Annotated in this window: 21 protein-coding genes; 10 read left to right on the top strand and 11 right to left on the bottom strand. The window is 72.5% G+C overall.

The window, feature by feature from the left end:
- Window positions 1-5 precede the first annotated feature (5 nt).
- A complete protein-coding gene (locus AB0G28_RS03205; protein WP_361082441.1) occupies window positions 6-1,652 on the top strand; it encodes a DNA repair helicase XPB in 1,647 nt (548 codons plus the stop codon).
- Here the strand turns inward: AB0G28_RS03205 and AB0G28_RS03210 are convergent.
- Entirely contained in the window at window positions 1,649-2,299 is a 651-nt protein-coding gene (locus AB0G28_RS03210) for a hypothetical protein (protein ID WP_361082443.1), read from the bottom strand. The genes AB0G28_RS03205 and AB0G28_RS03210 overlap by 4 nt on opposite strands.
- A gap of 202 nt (window positions 2,300-2,501) precedes the next feature.
- Here AB0G28_RS03210 and AB0G28_RS03215 point away from each other — a divergent pair, with 202 nt between their 5' ends.
- Together AB0G28_RS03215 and AB0G28_RS03220 are read left to right on the top strand one after the other, a co-directional pair.
- Complete coding sequence (locus AB0G28_RS03215) at window positions 2,502-3,263, top strand: DUF4253 domain-containing protein (RefSeq protein ID WP_361082445.1); 762 nt, start codon at window positions 2,502-2,504, stop codon at window positions 3,261-3,263.
- 455 nt (window positions 3,264-3,718) lie between these two features.
- Window positions 3,719-4,564 (top strand): DUF72 domain-containing protein, encoded by an 846-nt coding sequence (locus AB0G28_RS03220; RefSeq protein WP_361082447.1) that lies wholly within the window; start codon window positions 3,719-3,721, stop codon window positions 4,562-4,564.
- 107 nt (window positions 4,565-4,671) lie between these two features.
- Here the strand turns inward: AB0G28_RS03220 and AB0G28_RS03225 are convergent, their stop codons facing one another.
- Entirely contained in the window at window positions 4,672-7,464 is a 2,793-nt protein-coding gene (locus AB0G28_RS03225; RefSeq protein ID WP_361082449.1) for a BTAD domain-containing putative transcriptional regulator, read from the bottom strand.
- A 74-nt stretch (window positions 7,465-7,538) separates the two neighbouring features.
- Here AB0G28_RS03225 and AB0G28_RS03230 point away from each other — a divergent pair, with 74 nt between their 5' ends.
- The 4 genes from AB0G28_RS03230 (at window position 7,539) to AB0G28_RS03245 (ending at window position 11,365) form a co-directional block, all read left to right on the top strand.
- Window positions 7,539-8,468 (top strand): o-succinylbenzoate synthase, encoded by a 930-nt coding sequence (locus AB0G28_RS03230; protein WP_361083126.1) that lies wholly within the window; start codon window positions 7,539-7,541, stop codon window positions 8,466-8,468.
- A 492-nt stretch (window positions 8,469-8,960) separates the two neighbouring features.
- Window positions 8,961-9,683, top strand: coding sequence for a lysophospholipid acyltransferase family protein (locus AB0G28_RS03235; protein ID WP_361082451.1), 723 nt, complete (start codon window positions 8,961-8,963; stop codon window positions 9,681-9,683).
- Window positions 9,683-10,699 carry an NAD(P)H-dependent glycerol-3-phosphate dehydrogenase gene (locus AB0G28_RS03240; protein ID WP_361082453.1) on the top strand — a complete coding sequence of 339 codons (1,017 nt, stop codon included), beginning with the start codon at window positions 9,683-9,685 and terminating at the stop codon, window positions 10,697-10,699. Before AB0G28_RS03235 ends, AB0G28_RS03240 begins: the two co-directional genes overlap by 1 nt.
- Window positions 10,700-10,885: 186 nt before the next feature.
- Window positions 10,886-11,365, top strand: a complete 480-nt coding sequence (locus AB0G28_RS03245; protein WP_361082455.1) for a cysteine dioxygenase family protein — start codon at window positions 10,886-10,888, stop codon at window positions 11,363-11,365.
- Window positions 11,366-11,429: 64 nt separating this feature from the next.
- Here the strand turns inward: AB0G28_RS03245 and AB0G28_RS03250 are convergent, their stop codons facing one another.
- From AB0G28_RS03250 to AB0G28_RS03275, 6 genes are all read right to left on the bottom strand, one after another.
- Window positions 11,430-12,407 carry an asparaginase gene (locus AB0G28_RS03250; protein ID WP_361082457.1) on the bottom strand — a complete coding sequence of 326 codons (978 nt, stop codon included), beginning with the start codon at window positions 12,405-12,407 and terminating at the stop codon, window positions 11,430-11,432.
- Between the two features lie 13 nt (window positions 12,408-12,420).
- Complete coding sequence (locus tag AB0G28_RS03255) at window positions 12,421-13,245, bottom strand: class I SAM-dependent methyltransferase (protein WP_361082459.1); 825 nt, start codon at window positions 13,243-13,245, stop codon at window positions 12,421-12,423.
- The gene (locus AB0G28_RS03260) at window positions 13,242-13,622 is read right to left on the bottom strand and encodes a VOC family protein (RefSeq protein WP_361082461.1); all 381 of its coding nucleotides are present in this window, start codon (window positions 13,620-13,622) and stop codon (window positions 13,242-13,244) included. The genes AB0G28_RS03255 and AB0G28_RS03260 overlap by 4 nt, the downstream gene beginning before the upstream one ends.
- 62 nt (window positions 13,623-13,684) lie before the next feature.
- Window positions 13,685-14,425, bottom strand: coding sequence for an FAD:protein FMN transferase (locus AB0G28_RS03265; RefSeq protein ID WP_361082463.1), 741 nt, complete (start codon window positions 14,423-14,425; stop codon window positions 13,685-13,687).
- On the bottom strand, window positions 14,422-14,940 hold the full coding sequence (locus tag AB0G28_RS03270; protein WP_361082465.1) for an FMN-binding protein: 519 nt from the start codon (window positions 14,938-14,940) through the stop codon (window positions 14,422-14,424). The genes AB0G28_RS03265 and AB0G28_RS03270 overlap by 4 nt, the downstream gene beginning before the upstream one ends.
- A 10-nt stretch (window positions 14,941-14,950) precedes the next feature.
- Entirely contained in the window at window positions 14,951-16,297 is a 1,347-nt protein-coding gene (locus AB0G28_RS03275) for a ferredoxin reductase family protein (protein WP_361083128.1), read from the bottom strand.
- Between the two features lie 148 nt (window positions 16,298-16,445).
- Between AB0G28_RS03275 and AB0G28_RS03280 the strand changes: the two genes are divergently transcribed.
- Entirely contained in the window at window positions 16,446-17,159 is a 714-nt protein-coding gene (locus AB0G28_RS03280; protein ID WP_361082467.1) for a response regulator transcription factor, read from the top strand.
- A complete protein-coding gene (locus tag AB0G28_RS03285) occupies window positions 17,156-18,565 on the top strand; it encodes a HAMP domain-containing sensor histidine kinase (protein ID WP_361082469.1) in 1,410 nt (469 codons plus the stop codon). Before AB0G28_RS03280 ends, AB0G28_RS03285 begins: the two co-directional genes overlap by 4 nt.
- Here the strand turns inward: AB0G28_RS03285 and AB0G28_RS03290 are convergent.
- Window positions 18,537-19,193, bottom strand: coding sequence for a pyridoxamine 5'-phosphate oxidase family protein (locus tag AB0G28_RS03290; RefSeq protein WP_361082471.1), 657 nt, complete (start codon window positions 19,191-19,193; stop codon window positions 18,537-18,539). The two genes, AB0G28_RS03285 and AB0G28_RS03290, sit on opposite strands and share 29 nt — an antisense overlap.
- 80 nt (window positions 19,194-19,273) lie before the next feature.
- On the opposite strand from AB0G28_RS03290, the gene AB0G28_RS03295 reads away from it, so the two are divergent.
- Window positions 19,274-20,647, top strand: coding sequence for a PLP-dependent aminotransferase family protein (locus AB0G28_RS03295; RefSeq protein ID WP_361082473.1), 1,374 nt, complete (start codon window positions 19,274-19,276; stop codon window positions 20,645-20,647).
- Between the two features lie 86 nt (window positions 20,648-20,733).
- Here the strand turns inward: AB0G28_RS03295 and AB0G28_RS03300 are convergent, their stop codons facing one another.
- Both AB0G28_RS03300 and AB0G28_RS03305 read right to left on the bottom strand, forming a co-directional pair.
- On the bottom strand, window positions 20,734-21,273 hold the full coding sequence (locus tag AB0G28_RS03300) for a DUF3515 domain-containing protein (RefSeq protein ID WP_361082475.1): 540 nt from the start codon (window positions 21,271-21,273) through the stop codon (window positions 20,734-20,736).
- A gap of 19 nt (window positions 21,274-21,292) precedes the next feature.
- Window positions 21,293-21,526 carry an Lrp/AsnC ligand binding domain-containing protein gene (locus AB0G28_RS03305; RefSeq protein ID WP_003091994.1) on the bottom strand — a complete coding sequence of 78 codons (234 nt, stop codon included), beginning with the start codon at window positions 21,524-21,526 and terminating at the stop codon, window positions 21,293-21,295.
- Between the last annotated feature and the right edge of the window lie 2 nt (window positions 21,527-21,528).

The raw sequence follows: 21,528 nt of genomic DNA on the forward strand, positions 1-21,528 counted from the left end.
TAGTTGTGACTGATGGCCCGCTGATCGTCCAGTCCGACAAGACCGTGCTCCTGGAGGTCGACCACCCCCAGGCCGATGACGCGCGGATCGCGATCGCGCCGTTCGCCGAGCTCGAACGGGCGCCGGAGCACGTGCACACCTACCGCATCACGCCGCTGGCGTTGTGGAACGCGCGCGCCGCGGGCCACGACGCCGAGCAGGTCGTCGACGCGCTGACGACGTACTCGCGCTTCCCGGTACCGCAGCCGCTGCTGATCGACGTCGTCGACGTGATGGGCCGGTTCGGGCGGCTGCAGATCGCCAACCACCCGGCGCACGGGCTGGTCATGTCGACCACCGACCGCGCGGTGCTGGCCGAGGTCGTCCGGAACAAGAAGATCAGCCCGATGCTGGGTGCCCGGATCGACGAGGACACGGTCATCGTGCACCCGTCCGAGCGCGGGCGGCTGAAGCAGGCGCTGCTGAAGGTCGGCTGGCCCGCCGAGGACCTGGCCGGGTACGTCGACGGCGAGGCGCACCCGATCGCGCTCGAAGAGAACGACTGGCAGCTGCGCGACTACCAGCGCCAGGCGGCGGAGGCGTTCTGGGCGGGCGGCTCCGGTGTCGTCGTGCTGCCCTGCGGCGCGGGGAAGACGATGGTCGGCGCGGCGGCGATGGCCAAGGCCCAGGCCACGACGCTGATCCTGGTGACGAACACGGTCGCCGGGCGGCAGTGGAAGCGCGAGCTGGTCGCGCGGACGTCGCTGACCGAGGAGGAGATCGGCGAGTACTCCGGCGAGAAGAAGGAGATCCGGCCGGTCACCATCGCGACGTACCAGGTGATCACCCGCAAGACCAAGGGCGAGTACAAGCACCTGGAGCTGTTCGACTCGCGCGACTGGGGCCTGGTCGTCTACGACGAGGTCCACCTGCTGCCGGCGCCGGTCTTCCGGATGACGGCGGACCTGCAGTCCCGGCGGCGCCTCGGCCTGACGGCCACGCTGGTCCGCGAGGACGGCCGCGAGGGCGACGTCTTCTCGCTGATCGGCCCGAAGCGCTACGACGTGCCGTGGCGCGACATCGAGGCGCAAGGCTGGATCGCCCCGGCGGAGTGCACCGAGGTCCGCGTGACGCTGACCGACGCGGAGCGCCTGGAGTACGCGACGGCCGAGGCCGACGAGCGGTACAAGCTGGCGGCGACGGCGTTGACGAAGACCCCGGTGATCAAGTCGATCGTGGAGAAGCACGCCGGCGAGCCGACCCTGGTCATCGGCGCGTACCTCGACCAGCTGGAAATGCTCGGCGACGAGCTCGACGCCCCGGTCATCCAGGGCGCGACGCGCAACAAGGAGCGCGAGGAGCTGTTCGACAAGTTCCGGCGCGGCGAGCTCAAGACGCTGGTGGTGTCGAAGGTCGCGAACTTCTCGATCGACCTGCCCGAGGCCTCGGTGGCGATCCAGATCTCGGGCACGTTCGGCTCGCGCCAGGAGGAGGCCCAGCGACTGGGCCGGCTCCTGCGCCCGAAGGGCGACGGACGGCAGGCGCACTTCTATTCGATCGTCTCGCGCGACACGGTCGACACGGAGTACGCGGCACACCGGCAGCGGTTCCTCGCGGAGCAGGGCTACGCCTACCACATCGTGGACGCGGACGACCTGCTCCGGCCGCTCTAGCCCGTTCCGGACAGGAGCGCACGAGCCGCGGCCGCGGCGGTGGACACCTCCGGGCGACCTGTTCTCATCAGGGCGAGGAGATGCTCGATCGCGGCGGCTTCGCGCTCGTCGCGCAGCAGGCTGCCGATGGCCTCGGCCGGATCCCCGAACAAGCCGGCCAGCGAGTTCAACTCGTGCGGCAGGGAGTGCCACGGCTTCGGGTCCGCGATCACGGTGAGGGTTTCGAGCACCCGCTCCCGGGCCTGCGGCCGTCGGACTCCGGCCACCGCGGCGCGCACCTCGTTCCAGTAGCCGGCTGTCTTTCGTGCCTCGTCTTCGGACTCCCAGCGGCGGACTCCCCGGTCGGCCGGCGGCCGGGCCAGTTCGCGGAAGACAGCGGGGCTGTAGACACCCCGCACCCGGAACTCGGCCAGGTGGTGCCGCCCGACGACCATCCGGGCGAGCCGCCCGCTGCCCCGCCCCCGATGGCGGCCGACGACGACCACGCTCTCGCCGCCGTCACCCCACTGCGGCGGCAGCACCCACACCTTCGCTCCCGGCGCGAAGTGCTTCAGACCCCGCTGGACGTCTTCGCCTGCTTCGCCGTGTGTCGTTTCGGCGAGCACGTTGGCGACCACGCACCACGTCAGGAGCTCCCCCTCGTCCATGCGGGCACTGTACTCGGCCCACTCCTTCGGCCTAGCGAATCGTCACAGGAACAACTTCTGCCCCACCTGTTCGCCATAGCGCTCTGACCTGCGGATTTGCGGATTCACTCGAACGGATGAGCGGCTACAACGCTGGAAATTGTCGGACCCTCGAACTACTGTTCGAGGTGCAGTAGCCGAACACAAGTTCGAGGGGACGTCCATGACGATCGCACCGCTCCGCCCCGGTACGCCCGCGCCGCCGGTCCAGACCCTGCCACCGGGGTCGTGGCACGGCAGGCTGTGGGTGTCCGACCTGCCGCTGACCCGGCCCGAGCGCTACCTCGGCTGCGTGGCCGAGTTCGAGCGGTCGGGGCTGTGGCCGGTGCTGATCCCCCACGACCAGCGGTTCGCGGCGAACGGCGAGGACTGGATCGACGACCGGGGCAGGCTGGCCCCGGCAGGCCACCGCGTCGCGACGGCGGACGCGGCGGGAGCACTGGCCCGCTGGTGGGACGGCTCATGCTGCGACGGCGCTTGCCTGCGTCCGTTCGGCGCCCGCTTCCCGGGGTTGGCCAAGCGCAGCCCGCGCAAGTCCGACCCGTTGGCCGAAGCGGGCAACACAGGCTCGATCCTGGCAACGCGCGCCCCGCACCGGCTCGGCCTGGTCCAGACGGAGCGGCCGGCGGACATCCCGGCCCTGCTGGGCTGGACGGGCATGGTGAAGTGCACGGACCAGGTGGCCGAGCTGTCGGCGGTGCTGCGCAGCTGGGAGGACCGCTTCGGCGCGACGCTGGTGGTGCTGGGGTTCGACACGATCGAGCTGTCGGTGGCGGCGCCGCCCCGCAACCAGGCCAGGGCCCTGACGGTCGCGGCCGAGCACCGGGCGTTCAGCCTGCCGACCTTCGCCGCGCAGCCGGGGAACCTGCGCGAGTACGCGTCGGGGCTGGTGCAGACCCGTCACTGGCGGTTCTCCTGGGCGTGAACCGATGGCTGAGCGAGGCCGGCTGGGGCCAGGGGCCGAGCCGGAGGGCCGGAGGGGCGAGGCCGATGCGACCGGGCAAGACCGGCCGGGCGGCCGAGCGCCGGGAGTCCGGGGCAGGAGCGGCGCAGGGGGCGATCAAAGCGCCGCTCCTGCCCCGGACGCCCGGCCGCGGCTCGCACCCGGCCACTCCAGGTGGCACCGCTCCCCTACAAGCCGGCGCGACCGCGGGCCCGATGGACCACACCGGCCGCGTCCCCTCGCGGCTCGCCATTTCCCATGAAGTTTGCGTCCAGATCGGAAGCCGGCCCATGAGCAAACGAGCCAAAGGACCGCTGAGACGGGCGTCCACCAACTTGGGCCGGCTGTCCCGGCCTGCGGTCCACCGGTCCGGATACCGCCGCCGCGGCCGTGTTTGGCCGGGACGGCGAGCGGGAATCACCCACCGCGGAAAGGCGGTGAGGGCGATCGCCGAGATCCGGATCGGCACCTCGGGGTGGCGCTATCCGCCGTGGCGTGGGGTGTTCTACCCGCCGGGGCTTGCGCAGCGACGGGAGCTCGAGTACCTGTCGCGGCGGATGAACGCCGTCGAGATCAACGGCTCCTTCTACTCGCTGCAACGCCCCGAGCGGTACCGCGCGTGGTTCGACGAGACCCCGGCGGACTTCCTCTTCGCCGTGAAGGGCGGGCGCTTCATCACGCACATGAAGCAGCTGCGCGACGTCGAGACCGCACTCGCCAACTTCTACGCCTCCGGAGTCCTCGCCCTCGGCGCGAAGCTGGGGCCGTTCCTCTGGCAGCTGCCGCCGACACTCGCCTTCGACCCCGACCGGCTCGGGAGCTTCTTCGCCCTCCTGCCGCGCACGACGACCGACGCCGCCCAGCTGGCGGCGAAGCACGACGACAAGCTGAAGGGAACGCCGTACCTCGAAGCCGGGCCGCGGAGGCCGCTGCGGCACGCCCTGGAGGTCCGGCATCCGAGCTTCGCCGAGCCCGCAGCGAAGGAACTCCTGCGGGAACACGGGATCGCCCTGGTCGTCGCCGACACGGCGGGCAAGTGGCCGTTCCTCGAAGACCAGACGGCGGACTTCGCCTACGTCCGCCTCCACGGCGACGAGGAGCTGTACGTCAGCGGCTACTCGGACGAAGCCCTGCGCAGGTGGGCCGGCAAAATCCGGGCCTGGCACGACGGTGGCCGCCGTGACGTGCACGTCTACTTCGACAACGACGTCAAAGTGGAGGCGCCCCGCAACGCCGAATGCCTCGCCGATCTGCTGGGAGTGACCCCGCCGACGCGACAGTGAGTGAACAGTGAGCGCCATCGGCTTGAGTGGACAAGCGGGCCGGACCGGCCTGCGTGCTGTCGCTGGGGGTCGGCACGCGGACGGTCCGCCTCCGCACAGTCACCACCTCACGGCCGCCCTCTTCCGACCAGCGCCGCCAGCTTGGCCCGGACGTCGTCCGCGTCGGGGTGGTCCAGCTCGGTCAGCAGGTGCACCGAGCGAAGCCAGCACTCCCTCGCCAGCGCCGGGTCTCCCCGGCGGAGGTGGATCGTGCCCAGCTGGGACAGCACGTCCGCCGCCTCGTACTGCTCGCCCATGGCCAGGAACATCGCCACCGACTCGCTGATGCACCTGATTCCCTCGTCGAGCCGGCCGAGGCCGATCAGGGCCAGGCCGCGCGTCGGCTGGGTGAACCGCTTGTCCACCGGCTGGCCGTCCGGGCCGAGGATCGCCAGCGCCGCGTCCGCCAGCCGGAGTGCCTGCTCGTGGTCGCCCATCGACGTGCAGATGTCGCCCAGCGCCCGCAGCACACTCGCTTCGAACGCCCCCAGCCCCAGCGAACGGACGATCTCCAGCGCCTGCATCCCGTGCTCGTACGCACAGGCGTAGTCGTCGAGGTTGTGGGCCGCCATCGCCAGGTTGTACTGCGCCCGCGCCTCGCCCTCTCGCGCGCCGAGCTCGCGCTGGATCGCCAGCACCTGCTCCAGGTACCGCCGGCACTCGGCGTACTGCCGGGCGACGGCGTTGACCACGCCCAGCCCGCTCAGGATCCCCGCCTCGCCCGGGCGGTGGCCGCTCGCCCGCGCGGCTTCGAGCGCCACCGCGAACACCGATCGCCAGTCGTCGAGCCGCGAGCGCGTCACGAAATAGCTCTGCAGGAGCCAGGCCAGCTTCCAGCAGACGTCGTCGCGACGGAGGCGCCACGCCAGGTGCACCGCCGCGATCAGGTTGCCGGCCTCCTCTCCGAACCAGGCCAGCGCGTCGTGGTACGTCGAGAACGACAGGCCACCGTCGAGGTCGTCGAGCTCCAGCAGCCGGTAGTAGCGCTCCGGCCGCATCCGCTGTGACGCGTTCAGCGCCGACGCCAAGTACCAGCCCAGCAGCCGATCCAGAGCGGCTTCGCGCTCTGAAGCCGGCTCGGTCTGCGAAGCGGCTTCGCCGGCGTACGCCCGGATGAGGTCGTGGAACTGGTACCGGGCCGGCCGCGGCTGGGCGAGCAGGTGCGCGGCCGCCAGTGTTTCCAGCATCGGCCGCGTCGCCGCCAGGTCCAGGCCGGCGACCGCGGCCGCCACCGGCGCCGTGAAGTCGACGCCGGTATGCAGCCCGAGCAGCCGCAACAGCCGCGCCGTCGACGGCTGCAACGCCTGGTAGGAGTACGAAAACACCGACCGGATGTTGGTGCCTTCGCCGTCGGCGAGGTCGAACGAACCGAGCAGGTCGGGGGCGTCGACGAACTCGTCGAGCGGCAGGTCCGGGAACTGCGCCGCGCGCACGGCCAGGATCCGGATCGCCAGCGGCAACCCTCCGCAGTAGCGCACGAACCGCTCGGCCGCCTCCGGGTCGCGGGCCACCCGGTCGAAGCCGATCGTCGACGCGAGCAGCGCGACGGCGTCCTCGTCGCCCAGCTCCTCCAGCGCGATCCGCCGCGCGCCGTGCGTCGCGACCAGCGCGCGCAGCTGCCAGCGGCTCGTGACCACGACCAGGCAGCCCGGCCCGGGCAGCAGCGGGCTCACCTGCTCGGTGCGGTTGGCGTTGTCGAGCACGATCAGCAGGCGCCGCCCCGCGGTGTGCGTCCGCCAGCTCGCCGCGCGGCCGTCGAGGTCGCCGGGGATCTGTTCGCACGGCACGCCGAGCGCGGTCAGCACGGCCTCCAGCGCCGCGAACGGCTCGACCGGCTCGCCTGGGCCGTAGCCTCGCAGGTTGAGGTAGACCTGCCCACCGGGGAACCGGTCGGCGATCTCGTGCGCGAAGTGCACGGCCAGGGCCGTCTTGCCGATGCCGCCCATGCCTTCGACGGAGGCGATCGGCGTCGACGCGCCGGCGTCGAGCGCCTCCGGCAGCAGCGCGTGCAACGCCTTGAGGTCGTCCTCGCGCCCGGAGAAGATCCGCAGGTCGGCGGGCAGCTGGTGGGGCACCTGCGGCTCGACGCCGAGCCGGTAACGCGGCATCCGGGCGGGGTCGCCGTCGTCGGCGCCGGTGAGGATCGCCTGGCGGGTGCGCTGCAGCGACGGCCCGGGGTCGAGCCCGAGTTCCTCGGCCAGCACGCGGCTGATCCGCCGGTGGACGTCGAGTGCCTCGGCCTGACGGCCCGACCGGTACAGCGCGATCATCAGCTGCTCGTGCAGCCGCTCCCGCAGCGGGTTCTCCCTGGTCAGCCGGGTCAGCTCGGGGACGACGGTGCCGTACTCGCCGACTTCGAGCAGCGCGTCCGCCCACTGCTCGCGAACGCGCAGCCGTTCCTCGGCCAGCTGACCGGCTTCGTCGCGGTGCAGCGCGTCCGACTCGACGTTCAGCAGCGCCGGCCCGCGCCACTGCGCGAGCGCCTCGGCGAAGTACGCGGCCGCCTGGCGGCTCTCGCCCCGGTCCGCCGCGGCCTTGCCACGAACGGCGAGCGCGCGGAACCGGGTCAGGTCGAGCAGGTCGTCGTCGAGCTCGATCCGGTAGCCGCCGCTCTCGGTGCGGATCGCGACCTGGTCGCCGAGGGCCCGGCGCAGGCGCAGCACGTACGTCTGGAGCGCGCCCTTGGAACGGCGGTGGTCGTCGTTCCACAGCCACCGGCCCAGTTCGTCGACGGGCACGACCCGGTTCGCGCGCAGCAGAAGCCCGGCCAGCACGATCAGCGGCCGGCTGCCCCCGAGCGGAACCGGGCGGCCGTCGGCCGTGACCTCGGCCGGACCCAGCACGCGGAAATCGAGGACCACGGAGTCATTCTGGCCGGAAACGCGCTGTTCGGCACCCGTTTACCCCGCTCGGGAGGGTGGCATGATCGGTGGCGATGAAGGTCTACGCGATCCCCCTGCGCACCCGGTTCCGCGGCATCACCGTCCGTGAGGGGGTGCTGGTCCACGGCCCGGCGGGCTGGGGCGAGTTCTGCCCGTTCGCCGACTACTCCGACGCCGAGAGCGTGCCGTGGCTGCGCGCGGCGCTGGAAGCGAGCGAGACGGGCTGGCCGTCGCCGGTCCGCGACCGGGTCGAGGTGAACACCACGGTGCCGGTGGTCTCGCCGGAGAAGGCCCACGAACTGGTCCGCGCATCCGGCTGCCGCACGGCCAAGGTGAAGGTCGCCGACCCGCGTGTCTCCCTGGCCGACGACTGCGCACGGGTGGAGGCGGTCCGCGACGCGCTGGGCCCGAGCGGAGCGATCCGCGTCGACGCCAACATGGCGTGGGACGTCGACACGGCGGTGCGGGCGATCACGGACCTCGACAAGGCGGCAGGCGGACTCGAGTACGCGGAGCAGCCATGCCCGTCGATCGAGGACCTGGCCGCGGTGCGGCGCCGGGTGGGCGTCCGGATCGCCGCCGACGAGTCGATCCGCCGCGCGGAGGACCCGCTGAAGGTCGCGGTCGCCGGCGCGGCGGACATCGCGGTCCTGAAGGTCGCCCCGCTCGGCGGGGTCCGGCGGGCGCTGGAGGTCGCGGAGGCGTGCGGGCTGCCGTGCGTGGTGTCGTCGGCGGTGGAGACGAGCGTCGGCCTGGCGGCGGGACTGGCGCTGGCGGGCGCGCTCCCGGAGCTGGAATTCGCCTGTGGACTGGGCACGATTTCGTTGCTGGAAGGCGACGTCTGCACCGAGTCACTGTCCCCTGTGGACGGATACCTGCCCGTCCTGCGGCAAGCCCCGGAGCCTGCGGACGCCTACCCCGCGTCGCCCGAGGTGCGGGCCACGTGGGAAGCCCGGCTGAGCCGGGTTCGCGCGCTGAGCTGAGCACGGGCCCGGCGTCAAGCCCGGCAGGCGGAGTTCGGGCAAAGTCGATCGCTGCTGCGGTGGTCCGGGGTGGCGCTCGGAAGCCCACCACCCCGAAGCCGGAATTGTGACTACGGCCGGTAGCACCGCGTCAAGGCGGGAAAGCGTGCCTTGACCCGGCACTACCGGCCGTGTTCTGGCTTCGTATCGGGGCGGCGGGGAGGGGTCTGGGTGGTGTGCCAGTCATGCCTCAGCGTTGCCGTTCACGCCCGGAGGCGCCTGAAAGCGACTTCGCCGGAACCCTGGGGGAGGTGGGCTGTGTGGGGCGCTGGTCATGGCTCGGCGTGCTGTCCACGCCGGCGCGGCCCGCGGCCGAGCTTCGATCGCCGAGTACCGCGGCAGCGGTGCCGGACCCTGCCCGCGCCCAGGTCCGGCGGGGGTGATCGGAGCCGAACCGACCCTCCCTGGACTGCCCTGACCCCGGCGCGGCAGGATCTGGGGCGGACGTCAGCTGTGGAGGAGGAGATCGTGGCCCGGCGTGAAAAGGGCGGCTTTTGGGTGGGGCTCGCCGCCGCACTGTTCTATCCGCTGACGGCGATCGTTGCCCGGCGGGTGTACGTCGGGGCCGAGAAGATCCCCCGGCAGGGGCCCGCGCTGCTCGTCATGAACCACATCTCGCATCTCGACCCCGCCGTCGACGCCGTCTTCGTGCACCGGCAGAAGCGCGTTCCGCGCTTCCTCTTCAAGGAGAGCCTGACGCGCGCGCCGATCCTCGGCCCGATCGTTTCCGGGTCCGGGCAGATCCCCGTTTCGCGGGGGTCGGCCGCCGCCGGGGACAGTCTCAAGGCCGCTCACCAAGCTCTCGAGGACGGCAAGATCGTCGTCATCTACCCCGAGGGCACCATCACCAAGGACCCCGCCGGCTGGCCGAAGGAGTCCTTCACCGGCGCCGCCCGGCTCGCGCTGCAGAACGACGTCCCGATCATCCCGATCGCCCGCTGGGGCACCAGCCAGGTCTTCAACGGCTACACGAAGAAGTTCACCCCCTTCCCGCGCAAGACGATCACCCACTCCGTCGGCGACCCGATCGACCTGTCCGCCTACCGCGGCGGCAACACGCGCAGCGCGTCGAAGCTGCGGGAAGTCACCAAGGTCATGATGGACGAGGTGACCCGGCTGCTCGGCGAGATCCGGCACGAGGAACCGCCGTCGGCCAAGCCGGGGGACCCCGCCTGATGCGCGCCGACGTGCAGCGGGTCACCGTGCTCGGCGCCGGCTCGTGGGGCACCGCCTTCGCGAAGGTGCTCGGCGACGCCGGCCGGGACGTCACCATGTGGGCGCGCCGGGAGCAGGTCGCCGAGGACATCCGGGAACGGCACACCAACAGCGCCTACCTGCCCGGCGTGACCCTGCCGGAGAACATCACCGCCACCAGCGACCCCGCGAAGGCCCTCGGCAACGCCGAAGCCGTGGTGCTGGCCGTGCCCAGCCAGAGCCTCCGGGCGAACCTGACCGAGTGGCGCGACCTGCTGCCGCCCGATGCGATCCTCGTCAGCCTCGCCAAGGGCGTCGAGCTCGGCACGCTCAAGCGGATGAGCGAGGTGATCGCCGAGATCGTCGGGATCGACGGAGGCGAGGTCGTCGTCGTCACCGGGCCGAACCTGGCCAAGGAGATCGCCGCCGGGCAGCCGTCCGCCTCCGTGCTCGCCTGCGCCGACCACGAACGCGCCGTCGCCATCCAGCGCGCCTGCGCCAACTCCTACTTCCGCCCGTACACCAACACCGACGTCGTCGGCTGCGAGCTCGGCGGCGCCTGCAAGAACGTCATCGCGCTCAGCACCGGGATGGCCGCCGGCCTCGGGCTCGGCACGAACACGATGGCGACGCTCATCACCCGCGGCCTCGCCGAGATGGCCCGGCTCGGCGCGAAACTCGGCGCCGACCCGCTCACCTTCGCCGGGCTCGCCGGGGTCGGCGACCTGGTCGCGACCTGCTCGTCGCCGCTTTCGCGCAACCGCACCTTCGGGGAGCGCCTCGGCCGCGGCGAGACCCTCGAGCAGGCGCAGGCGGCGGCCGGCGGGCAGGTCGCCGAGGGCGTCATGTCGTGCTCGTCGATCCGGGCACTGGCCCAGAGCCTCGGTGTCGACATGCCGATCACCGACGCCATGCACCGCGTCTGCCACGAGGGCGTCGACCCGCGACAGGCCGGCGCCGAGCTGCTCGGACGGTCGCAGAAACACGAGTGGTCCTGATCTCCCGTCAGGTGAGACGTCTTGACCGGGCGGGACGCGGCTGGGACTCTGGTCGCATGTTCGCGCACGTCATGTCCGAGTCGAGGGGCCGCATGGGCCTCCGCTCGATCGTGCGCGCGTGTCGCTGTTGTCGGTGAACCCCGCCCCGGCCCAGCTCGACACCCTTTTCTTCCCGTGAGGACCCTCATGTTCGCCGTTCCGGACAACACCCTGCTGCGTCCCGAGAACCCCGCGCTGCGCCACCCGGTGCGCGTCGCGCTCGAGGTCGCCGCCGACCGCGACCGCTGGCGCCACCTGCTGCGCTACGACCCCGAAGAGCGTTTCGCGACGCTGGTGTCGAAGGACGAGCAGCAGGAGGTGTGGCTGATGAGCTGGCTGCCCGGCCAGCGCACCGACCTGCACGACCACGCCTTCGCCAGCGGCGCCTTCACCGTGGTCAGCGGCCACCTGACCGAGGCCGTCGCACGCCGGGCACCGGGCGGCCGCGCGGTCACCGAACTGCACGCCCTTTCCGCCGGGCAGTCGCGGGTCTTCGGGCCGGGCTACGTGCACGAGGTCCGCAACGACGGCCCGGACCCGGCGATCTCGGTCCACGTCTACCGCGACGCGGGCCGCGCGATGCGCCCCTACCACCTCGACCCGCTGGGCGGCCCGGTCCTGGACTGACCGCGGATGTCCTGAACGACTCGTTCAGGACGTCTGGCGACCTGAACGAGTCGTTCAGGACACGTCAGTCGAGGTCGCCCCGCAGCCGGAACTCGCGCTCGATCTCCTCGCGGTCCGCGCCGGAAGCCAGCAGGGCGTGCAGCAGGATCCGAGACTTGCGGGCGTCCAGCCAGCCCGCCATCGTGGCGCCCATCGCGATCAAGCTCGACTCCGAGCCGTGGAAGCCGTACGTCGAGCGCAGCGTCGGGCCCGCTCCCGTCCGCGAAGCGACCACCACGGGCAACGACGGCACCAGCCGCGCGATCACGTCGGCCGTGCCGGACGACACGTGCCCCGCGCCGGTGGCGGCGACCACCACACCGCGCACCTCGGGCTGCGAAGCGACGTGCGAGAGCACCGCGCCCGAGTCGTCCAGACCGGCTTCGACCACCGGGACCAGGCCGCCGAAGCCGACGCCCGTGAGCGCCGGCGGGCGCGGCGGCGAAGGGTGGAAGTAGTGCACCGCGTGCTCGACGACCATGCCCAGCGGTCCCGCGGGCGCCGACGAGAACGCGTCGAGCCGGCTCGAATGCGCCTTCCGCACCCAGCGCGCCGCGTGGACGTCGTCGTCGAGCGTCACCAGCGCGCCGCGGCCGCGGCTGCGCGGATCGGCCGCGACGGTCAGCGCGTTGCGCAGGTTCGCCGGGCCGTCCGGGCTGAACAGGCCGGCGTGGCGCATCGCCCCGGTGACCACCACCGGGATCTCCGACGGCCAGCACAGGTCGAGGAAATACGCCGTCTCCTCGAGGGTGTCCGTGCCCTGGACGACGACGAACCCGTCGGCGTCCTGGCGCAGGCCCCACTCGCGGCAGCGCAGGAGCGTCGCGAAGTCCAGCGACGCGCTGCCGATCCCGGCCAGCGTCTCCGCCAGGACGTCCATCGGCAGGTCGCCGAGCCCGCCGAGCAGGTCGGCCGCGCCGAGCCGCGGGACGGCACCGCCTTCGGCGCCGGCCGGGGCCATCGAAATGGTGCCGCCGAGGGTGGCGAGGGCGATCAAGGGCATGCGGCCACCCTATTCAGCCGGTCTTGACCGCCTGGAGCGTGTACGTCGCCGCGAGCCGCGACGGTGTGTCCTTCAGCCGCCATTCGCCAGTGGCCTCGTCGAGCACCATCTGGCCGGGCAGCGCGTTCCACGGGACGCTGTCGTGCTCGGTGAACCCGGTCAGGCTCAGGCCGTGGTCCAGCAAGGCCGTGATGATCTCGCCCAGCGAGTGGTTCCACTCGTGGGTGACGGTGTTCTCCAGCGGCCGTTCGACGGCGATGTACGTTTCGGGGCTGTCGAAGACCAGCGGCTCGGCGTGCTCGAAGTACGAATACCGCGGCACCGCCAGGTCCGTCCGGTCGTCGAGCGACCACAGCATGGGGTGCCCTTCGCGGATGAAGAGCCGCCCGCCCGGCCGCAGCAGCCCGGCGACGACCGCCGCCCAGCGGGCGGCGGACGGCAGCCAGCACAGCGCCCCGATCCCGGTGTAGACCAGGTCGAACCGCCCGGCGCCCAGCACCTCGACGGCGTCGTACACGTTGGCCTCGTGGAAGTCGATCGACGCGCCCGCCGCCTCGGCGAGCCGCCGGGCCTCGGCCAGCGCCGTGCCCGAGAAGTCCAAGCCCGTCATGGCCGCGCCCAGCCGGGACAGCGACACCGTGTCCGTGCCGATGTGGCACTGCAGGTGCACCCCGCGCAGCCCGGTGAGGTCGCCCAGGCGCGGCCGGTCGAACCGCACGACGCTGCTCAGGTGCGCCGGATCCGCGGCGAACCGGGTGGCGTCGTAGTCCGGCGACGCCGCGTGCAGCACCGCGCGTTCGTCCCAGTTGGCCTTGTTGAGGGCGAACGAGTCCGTCACGACGTCGCGGCGCGCTCGGCGGCGCTGCGCAGCACGCAGAACTCGTTGCCTTCGGGGTCGGCGAGCACGGCCCAGCCGGTGCCGTCCGGCTTGCGGAGGTCGTTCACCAGCGTCGCGCCGAGGCCGAGGATCCGCTCGACCTCCTCGTCACGCGGGATGTCCGGCTGCAGGCACACGTGCATCCGGTTCTTCACCGTCTTCGGCTCCGGCACGCGCAGGAACAGCATGTCGATCCCGCCGTCGAGCTCGATGCCGGCCTCGTCGTCGCCCGGCTGGTCCTCCTCCGGGATGGGCTTCCCGGTCACCTGGCTCCAGAACTGACACAGCTTGTACGGGTCGGCGCAGTCGACGGAAACGTGCAGGACGGACGAAGGCATGGCACTCCTCGAAGACGGGTGCCGCCGAGTCTGGCCTATCGATCAGCGGAGGGCGAACCGATTTACGACGCCAGCGCCAGCCCCGCCGTCCGGTGCACGCGGCGGCTGTCGTCGACGATGAGGATCTCGCAGTCCGGCCGGTCGGCCGCCCAGGTGATGCCCTCCGGGCCCATCGCGAACGCCGCGGTGGCCAGCGCGTCCGCGGTGACCAGGTCGCCGGCCACGACGGTGACGCTCATCAGCCCGGTCGCCGGCGTGCCGGACCGGCCGTCGAGGATGTGCGAGCCGCGCTCGTACGCCGCCGACGTCGCGATGGCGCCGTTGCGCGACTCCAGCACCGCGCACACGGCGAGGGGCTGCTCGGGGTGGCGCACCCCGACCCGCCACGGGCGGCCGGGCTCCGGCTCGCCGGCGGTGACGACGTCGCCGCCGGCGTTGAGGCAGAACGTCGTCGCGCCCTCCGCCTTCAGCATGTCGGCGGCGCGCTGCACCGCCCAGCCCTTCACCACCGCGCACGGGTCCAGACCACGTCCGGGCAGCCGGGCGCGGAACGCGCCGCCGGAGAGCTGCTCGTAGTACGCGCAGAGCTCCAGCACCTCCAGGAGGTCCTCGCTCAGCTCGGCGGCCGTCAGCTCGCCGCGGTCGTACCGGCTGACCTCACTGTCCTGTTTGAACGGGCTGAACCGGGCGTCGACTTCGCGGAACCAGGCGAAGACGTCGTCGACGACCTCGGCGAAGTCGCCTTCGTCACGCAGGTCGAGGGAAATCGGCAGGCCCATGATCTGTTCGACCCGGTTGGTCATCGAGTTCCCCTAGCGTCGATCGCGGCCTGCAGTGACGTCTTGTACGACTCGCTCGTCTCGGTCGCGCCGGTCACCGTGTCGATGTCGGCGCTCTGCGCCTTGATCGCCTCCTGCTGCAGCTTCGGCAGCGCGGTGAGCGACCGCCCGCCGTCGGGGGCCTGCAGCAGCGTGATGACGGCGATCCGCGAGCCGGTGAACGTCACCTGGACCTGCACGGTGCCGTACCGGCTGGACTCCGCGCTGCCCTTCGTGGTCACCGTCTCGCCGGCCGTGTCCCGAGTGGATGGAGAGTCCGTAGTGGACGGTGCGGGCTGATCGGCCGAAGTGGACGGAGCCGCCGGAGCGGTCGTCGGAGCGCTCGTCGGTGCGGCCGATGTGGACGGTAAGGACGGCGCGGTGACGGGCGGTGGCGCCTGGGCGATGGCGGCGGTGTTCTGCACCGGCCCCGGCTCGAACCGCCAGACCGCGATGAACCCGGCGACCGACAGCGCGACGACGAAAATGGTCTTCTTCACGGAAATCCCCCTAGGCCGCGAGGCTGAAGCGTTCGGCGTGGACCTGGGCGTTCGGCACCTTCAGCTCCCGCAGGCTGCGCAGCACCGCCGACGTCATCCCCGGCGGGCCGCAGACGAACACGTCCCGCTCGTGCACGTCCGGCACCATCATGTGCAGGTTCGCCGGCCCGAGCATCGCGCCGCGCGGGCCGACCGCCTGGTCCGGTCCGGTGAGGACACTCACGACGGCACCGCGGGCCTTGGCCAGCCCGTTCAGCTCCGGCAGCAGCACCGCGTCGGCCTGGGTGCGCACCCGGTACAGCACGACGACGTGGCCGTCGATGTCCTCCAGGAGCGCGCGGATCGGCGTGATGCCGACGCCGCCCGCCACGAGCAGCGCGTTGGGCCGCCGCTGGTGGATCGTCGTGAAGGCGCCGTACGGGCCTTCGGCGAACACCCGGGTGCCGACCCGGAGGTTGCGCAGCCCGGCGCTGGCGTCGCCGAGGGCCTTCGCGGTCAGCCGCAGGGTGCGGCCGTCCGGCGCGGCCGACAGCGAGAAGGGGTTGGCCTGCCACCAGCGGTCCTTCGTGAGGAACCGCCACAGGAAGAACTGGCCCGCCTTGACCGGCATCTTGTCCAGGTGCTTGCCGGTCATGTACACCGAAACGACGTCCGGGGCCTCGGAAACCACCGCCGTGACGCGCAGCTGGTGACGCAGGTTCCGCCACATCGGCAGCACGACGCGCCCGGCGAGCACGGCGGCGCCCGCCCCGAGCCAGAGCGTCCACCAGTACGCCTTCGCCGTGTCCGAACCGGCGAACGTCTGGCCCAGCGCGATCTGGTGCGTGAAGGCCAGCACGATCGCGGCGTAGGTGTAGAGGTGGATGAAGTGCCACGTCTCGTAGGCGAGCCGCTTGCGCGCGAACTTCGCCGAAGCACCACCGACGATGAGGATCACGGCGAAGGCGACCAGGGCCCGCAGAATCCCTTCGAGCGTGTTGGCCATTTCGACCAGCTCGTCGACGACGCCCTTGTCCGAGACCTCCGCGTAGCCCATGGTGATGAACACCAGGTGCGCCAGCAGGGTCCAGAGGATCGTGAAGCCGGTCCAGCGGTGCCAGGTGGTCAGCCGGTCCATCCCGATCCGCCGGTCCAGCCAGGGCAGCCGGGCCACGAGCAGCAGCTGGACCGCCATCGCCAGGGCGCCGTACATCCCGGCGAGCCTCCCGATCGTGATCAGCACGTTCTGCGAGACTCCGGCCTGGACGAACAGGACGGTGACGGCGGCCACGTTGGCGCCGAGAAAAAGGAAGAGGCCGGATTTCGCGGCGATCCGGGGGCGGATCGCCGGGCGCGCGGCCTCGGCGGTCTGCGTCATGGTGGTCACACGGATCCCCCTTCGGTTCGGTTCACGAAGGTCAGCCTCGCCGCCCGTCCTGTGGCGAGTCTGGGTACCGGCTGTCGGATTCCTGTCGGCCGGTGCCCTCCGGTCGCCCGCCGGGCCCGCGCCGGGTGAAGATGGGGTGGTGCAGCCCTCCGAACCCGTGCGCCTGCTCGTCGTCGACGACGAGCCGCACATCGCCGACCTCGTCGCCACCGTCGCCCGGTACGAGGGCTGGCAGGCGGTCACGGCCGGCACCGGGCAGGCCGCGCTGAGCCGGGCCGCGGAGTTCGGGCCGGACATCGTCGTGCTCGACCTGATGCTGCCCGACCTCGACGGCTTCACCGTGCTCGACCGGCTGCGGGAGAACGGCGACGCCGTGCCCGTGGTCTTCCTCACGGCGAAGGACGCGACGGCCGACCGGATCGCCGGGCTCACCCGCGGGGGTGACGACTACCTCGTGAAACCGTTTTCGGTCGAAGAGCTGATGGCGCGGCTGCGGGCGGTGCTGCGGCGCAGCTCGGGCCTCGCGCACCAGGCCGAGGCGCGCGGGGCCGTGCTGCGGGTCGGCGACCTGACCCTGGACGAGGACACCCGCGAGGTCCGCCGCGGCGACGTCCCGGCCGAGCTGACGCCGACCGAGTACGAGCTGCTGCGCTACCTCATGCGCCGCTCGCCCGCGGTGCTGACCAAGGCGCAGATCCTGGACCACGTCTGGGAATACGACTTCGGCGGCCGGTCCAATGTGGTCGAACTGGTCATCTCGCACCTGCGGCGCAAGGTCGACGCGGGTGACGGCGAACCGCTGATCCACACCGTGCGCGGCGTCGGGTACGTCGTGCGCCAGGCCCACCGGTGAGGCGCTGGTACGGGGCCTGGCAGCGCACGCGGCTGGGCACCCGGATCACGCTCGGCCTCGGCGCGCTCGCGCTCGTCGTGTTCGCGGCGGTCGGCGTCACGACGGTCGGGATCATGCACGGCTACCTCGACCGGCGGCTCGACGAGCAGCTGTCCAAGAGCCAGAACACCCAGCTGCCGCAGCTGCGCGAGACGCACGGCTCACCGCAGTCGGTGTACTCGTGGTACTCGGCGCTCTACAAGGTCCAGGGCGGCGTCGCCGTTCCCGAGCCCGGCGGGAAGCTGCCGGGCGATGCCGGCGAGCTGGCGAAGATCGCCGCCGACGCGGTCGGCGGCGACGTCACCCGCACCATCTCCCTGCCCGGCGACGGCCCGTACCGCGTGCGCGCATGCCCGGTCGACACCGACTCGGTGCTGTTGTCCGCCGCGCCGCAGAAGGACCTCGACGGCACGGTCCGGCAGCTGATCTGGGTGGAGGTCGGCGCGTTCGCGCTCGCGCTGGCCGTGCTGGTGATCGTGGGACGGCTGGTGCTGAGCCGCGGCCTGCGCCCGCTGGCCGACATGGCGGGCACCGCGCACGACATCGCCTCCCACGACCTCACGGCGAACCCCGCCCTGCCGGTGCGCGCGGCCGGTACCGGCGGCGGCGCCGAGGTCGAAGAGCTGCGGACGGCGTTCAACGTGATGCTCGCCCACATCGACACGTCCCTGGCCGCCAAGACCGAGGCGAACGAGCGGCTGCGCCGGTTCGTCGCGGACGCGTCGCACGAGCTGCGGACCCCGCTGACGTCGATCCGCGGGTACGCCGACCTCTTCCGCTACGCGGCGGCGAACGAGCCCGAAGAGCGGGAAGCGCACCTGACGAAGATCCGCGAGGAGACGGCGCGGATGAGCGTGCTCGTCGACGACCTCCTCCTGCTGGCCCGGCTCGACGCGCGGGCCGCCGAGACGCCGTTGCGGCCCGAGCGCACCGACCTGGCCGAGCTGGCCGGCGACGCGGCCGACGCGTTCGCCGCCGGCCGGCCCGACCACCCCCTGACGTCGTCGCTCTCGACGGCGCTCGTGGACGCCGATCCGGTGCGGCTGCGGCAGGTGCTCGACAACCTGCTGGCCAACGCGGCCGTGCACACCCCGCCCGGGACGTCGGTGAACGTCGAAGTGACCGCTTCGGGTGGCGAAGCCGTCGTGCGGGTGACCGACACCGGTCCCGGCATCCCGCCCTCCGCGCAGGAGCGGATCTTCGACCGCTTCTTCCGCGTCGACGACTCACGCACGCGCGGCAACGGCGGCACCGGGCTCGGGCTGTCGGTGGTCCAGTCCTTGGTCGCGGCCCACGGCGGCACGGTCGGCGTCGAGTCGCGGCCGGGCCGGACCACGTTCACCGTGCGGTTGCCGCTCGCGCGGTGACGTGCGGCGGCGTCGTCCAGCCGGGGGAGAGGTCCGCCGACGGCTCGGGCGCGCCGAAGACCGTCCGCACCGGCAGCACGCCCGCCCAGGCGCTGTCGGCGCCGACGTCGTCCGGTTCGTCGTCCGGGCCCTCGGCGCGCATCTTCACCGACGCCTCCGCCAGGTCCAGTGCGAGGACGCTCACCGCGGCGAACTCCTTGGCGTTGACCTCGCGCGCGTGCTCCCACGAGCCGGGGGCCAGGTGGTCGGTCAGCACCTTCAGGCCGTGCATCTTCGCTTCGCGCTCGACGACCGGCTTCGCCTCCCCGAAGATCACGGCGCTGCGGTAGTTCATCGAGTGGTTGTTCACCGACCGCGAGTAGACGATGCCGTCGAGGAGCGTCACCGTCACGCAGACGTCGACGCCGTGGGCCGCTTCCCGGAGGCTGGCCGCGCCGGTCGAGCCGTGCAGGTAGAGCGTGTCGCCGTCGCGGCCGTAGCCGGTCGGCAGGACCAGCGGCACGCCGTCGCGGACGATCCCGAGGTGGCAGATCAGGCCTTCGTCCAGGACGGCGTGGAGGGCGGCGCGGTCGGTGACCGCGCGGTGCTTCTTGCGGCCGAGCGTCGTGCGGGGCGTGGGGGAGAGCATGCGACCAGCGTCTCCCGGCGTAGTGGCCTCGGAAAACGGCCACTTCTCGTACACTTGGGAAGTCCACTCGAGGAGGTCCCGTGTCCCACGCCGACACCGCGCTCCCGGTCAGCCTCGACCGGGAGGCCGTCACGCCCCTGGCCGTCCAGCTGGCCGACGCGCTGCGCGAGGCCGCGGCGTCCGGGCACCTCCGCGGCGGTGACCGGCTCCCGTCGACGCGGGCGCTGGCCGGGCGGCTCGGCGTCAGCCGCACGGTGACGTCGGCGGCCTACGAGCAGCTCCACGCCGAAGGCTGGATCGCCGGGCGGCACGGCTCCGGCACCTACGTGACCACCCCGCCGACGCTGTCGGCCTCGGAGGTTCCGGTGCCCGGGCCGATGCCGGGCGCGGAGGCCGAGGCTTCCCCGCTGCTCGACCTGAGTCCCGGCACGCCGTGGGCCGCGGGGCTGGACCGCGCGGCCTGGCGGCGCGCCTGGCGTGCGGCGGCCGACCCGGACCCGCTGGTCCGCGCTCACCGCGCGGGGCTGCCCGAGTACCGCGCGGCGGTGTCGGAGCACCTCCTGCGCCACCGCGGGCTGGCCGCCGGTTCGGTCCTGGCCACCGGCGGGACGACGGCCGCGGTGGTGGAGCTGGCCGCCGCGGTGCTGCGCCGCGGGGACGTCGTCGCCGTCGAAGAGCCCGGCTACCAGCGCGCGGTGCAGGCGTTCCTGCGGGCGGGCATGCGGGTGGCGGGCGTGCCGGTGGACGACGAAGGGCTGCGGCCGGACGCGATCCCGGCCGGCGCGCGGGCGGTCTACTGCTCGCCGGCGCACCAGTACCCGATGGGCAGCAGGCTGAGCGCGGCCCGCCGCGTCGCGCTGGTGGAGCGCGCGCGGTCCGACGGGATGCTCGTCATCGAGGACGACTACGACGGCGAGCTCCGCTTCGACGTCGCACCGTTGCCGATGCTGGCCGCCCTGGCCCCGGACGTCGTGGCGCACCTGGGGACGACTTCGAAGATCCTGACGCCGACGCTGGGCGCGGGCTGGATGGTGGCGCCGGAGGCGATCACGTCGGCGGTGCTGGCCTACCGCGACCTGACCGGCACGCGGCCGTCGCCGGCCGGGCAGCGGGTGCTGTACGAGTTCGCGCGGAACGGCGATCTGGGCCGTCACCTGCGAAAACTGCGCCGGGAGATGGCGGAGCGGCGGACGCTGCTGGCGGGCGCGCTGGCGGGGGCGGGCATCCCGGTCCGCGGCGACGACGCGGGCGCGCACCTGGTGGTGCCGTTCCGGTCGGCCGCGGTCGAGCTCGAGGTGATCGCGGCGGCGGAGCGGCGCGGCATCCGGCTGGACGGGCTGGCGCGGCACTTCGCGGGAACGCCGTCGGCGCACGGCGTGGCGATCGGGTACGCCGGGTGTTCGCGGGAGGCGTTGGTGGCGGCCCTGCCGACGCTGGTCGCCCTCCTGCGCTGAGCCGTCCACTGTGGACAGGCGGCGCGATAGTCCGTGAAGGCCTCCTTCCCGGCCTTAAGAGCCGGGAAGGAGGCCTTCACGGACTTTCAGGAGAAGCGAAGGGGGCGGGCGGGGAGTTTCGCGGCCACCGCGTCCGAGATTTCCTGCAGGGGGCCCGTTCCCGCGCTGTCCGGCACGGTGAGCGCCGCGTACACCTCGCGGTCCACGACGTACCACGTCGACGCGCCTTCGCCGGGGACCTGCAGCCACTGGACCTTGTTCACCAGCCGCAGCTGGGCCGACGGCGTCAGCTCCGGCGGCCGGTTCAGGCCGCAGCGCAGCACCAGCGCGTCCGGTTCGCCCCACGCCATCGTCGCGGGCGGGGCCGGGCTGGCCAGCTCACGCAGCTTCAGCTGCTTGCCGTTCGACGTCAGCTCGGTGGGCGCCGCGCCCAGCAACGTCGTGCACGCCGGCGAGCCCGCGTCGGGTGCCGGGACCGGGACGAGCGCCAGCGGTCCCGTCGCCGTCTCGTCGGCGGACGGCCGGGTCAGGGCGAACACGGCGACGGCGACCGCCAGGGCCACGGCGAGGGCCGCCGCCGTGACGAGCACCACCCGGGGCGGGGCACCGGTGTCGGAGTCGGGCACGCCCCGAACCTACTGAGGTTCAGAGGTGGACGACCGGGCAGGTCAGCGTCCGTGTGATGCCTTCCACGTTCTGCACCTTCGCGACCACGAGCTGGCCCAGCTGGTCGACGTTGTCGGCGGCCGCGCGGACGATGACGTCGTACGGTCCGGTGACATCCTCCGAGCTGGTCACACCCGGGATGCTGGAGATCTCGGCAGCCACCGCGGCCGCCTTGCCGACCTCGGTCTGGATGAGGATGTATGCGTGGACCACGG

It is taken from the genome of Amycolatopsis sp. NPDC021455 (genome assembly GCF_040640995.1).
Taxonomy (GTDB): domain Bacteria; phylum Actinomycetota; class Actinomycetes; order Mycobacteriales; family Pseudonocardiaceae; genus Amycolatopsis.

Excerpts from the sequence above, each read along its gene's own strand:
- AB0G28_RS03260 (WP_361082461.1), bottom strand. The coding sequence starts at position 13,622 with ATGCCTTCGTCCGTCCTGCACGTTTCCGTCGACTGCGCCGACCCGTAC.
- AB0G28_RS03210 (WP_361082443.1), bottom strand. The coding sequence starts at position 2,299 with ATGGACGAGGGGGAGCTCCTGACGTGGTGCGTGGTCGCCAACGTGCTC.
- AB0G28_RS03265 (WP_361082463.1), bottom strand. The coding sequence starts at position 14,425 with ATGACCAACCGGGTCGAACAGATCATGGGCCTGCCGATTTCCCTCGAC.
- AB0G28_RS03275 (WP_361083128.1), bottom strand. The coding sequence starts at position 16,297 with ATGACGCAGACCGCCGAGGCCGCGCGCCCGGCGATCCGCCCCCGGATC.
- AB0G28_RS03245 (WP_361082455.1), top strand. The coding sequence starts at position 10,886 with ATGTTCGCCGTTCCGGACAACACCCTGCTGCGTCCCGAGAACCCCGCG.
- AB0G28_RS03240 (WP_361082453.1), top strand. The coding sequence starts at position 9,683 with ATGCGCGCCGACGTGCAGCGGGTCACCGTGCTCGGCGCCGGCTCGTGG.
- AB0G28_RS03230 (WP_361083126.1), top strand. The coding sequence starts at position 7,539 with ATGAAGGTCTACGCGATCCCCCTGCGCACCCGGTTCCGCGGCATCACC.
- AB0G28_RS03290 (WP_361082471.1), bottom strand. The coding sequence starts at position 19,193 with ATGCTCTCCCCCACGCCCCGCACGACGCTCGGCCGCAAGAAGCACCGC.
- AB0G28_RS03250 (WP_361082457.1), bottom strand. The coding sequence starts at position 12,407 with ATGCCCTTGATCGCCCTCGCCACCCTCGGCGGCACCATTTCGATGGCC.
- AB0G28_RS03215 (WP_361082445.1), top strand. The coding sequence starts at position 2,502 with ATGACGATCGCACCGCTCCGCCCCGGTACGCCCGCGCCGCCGGTCCAG.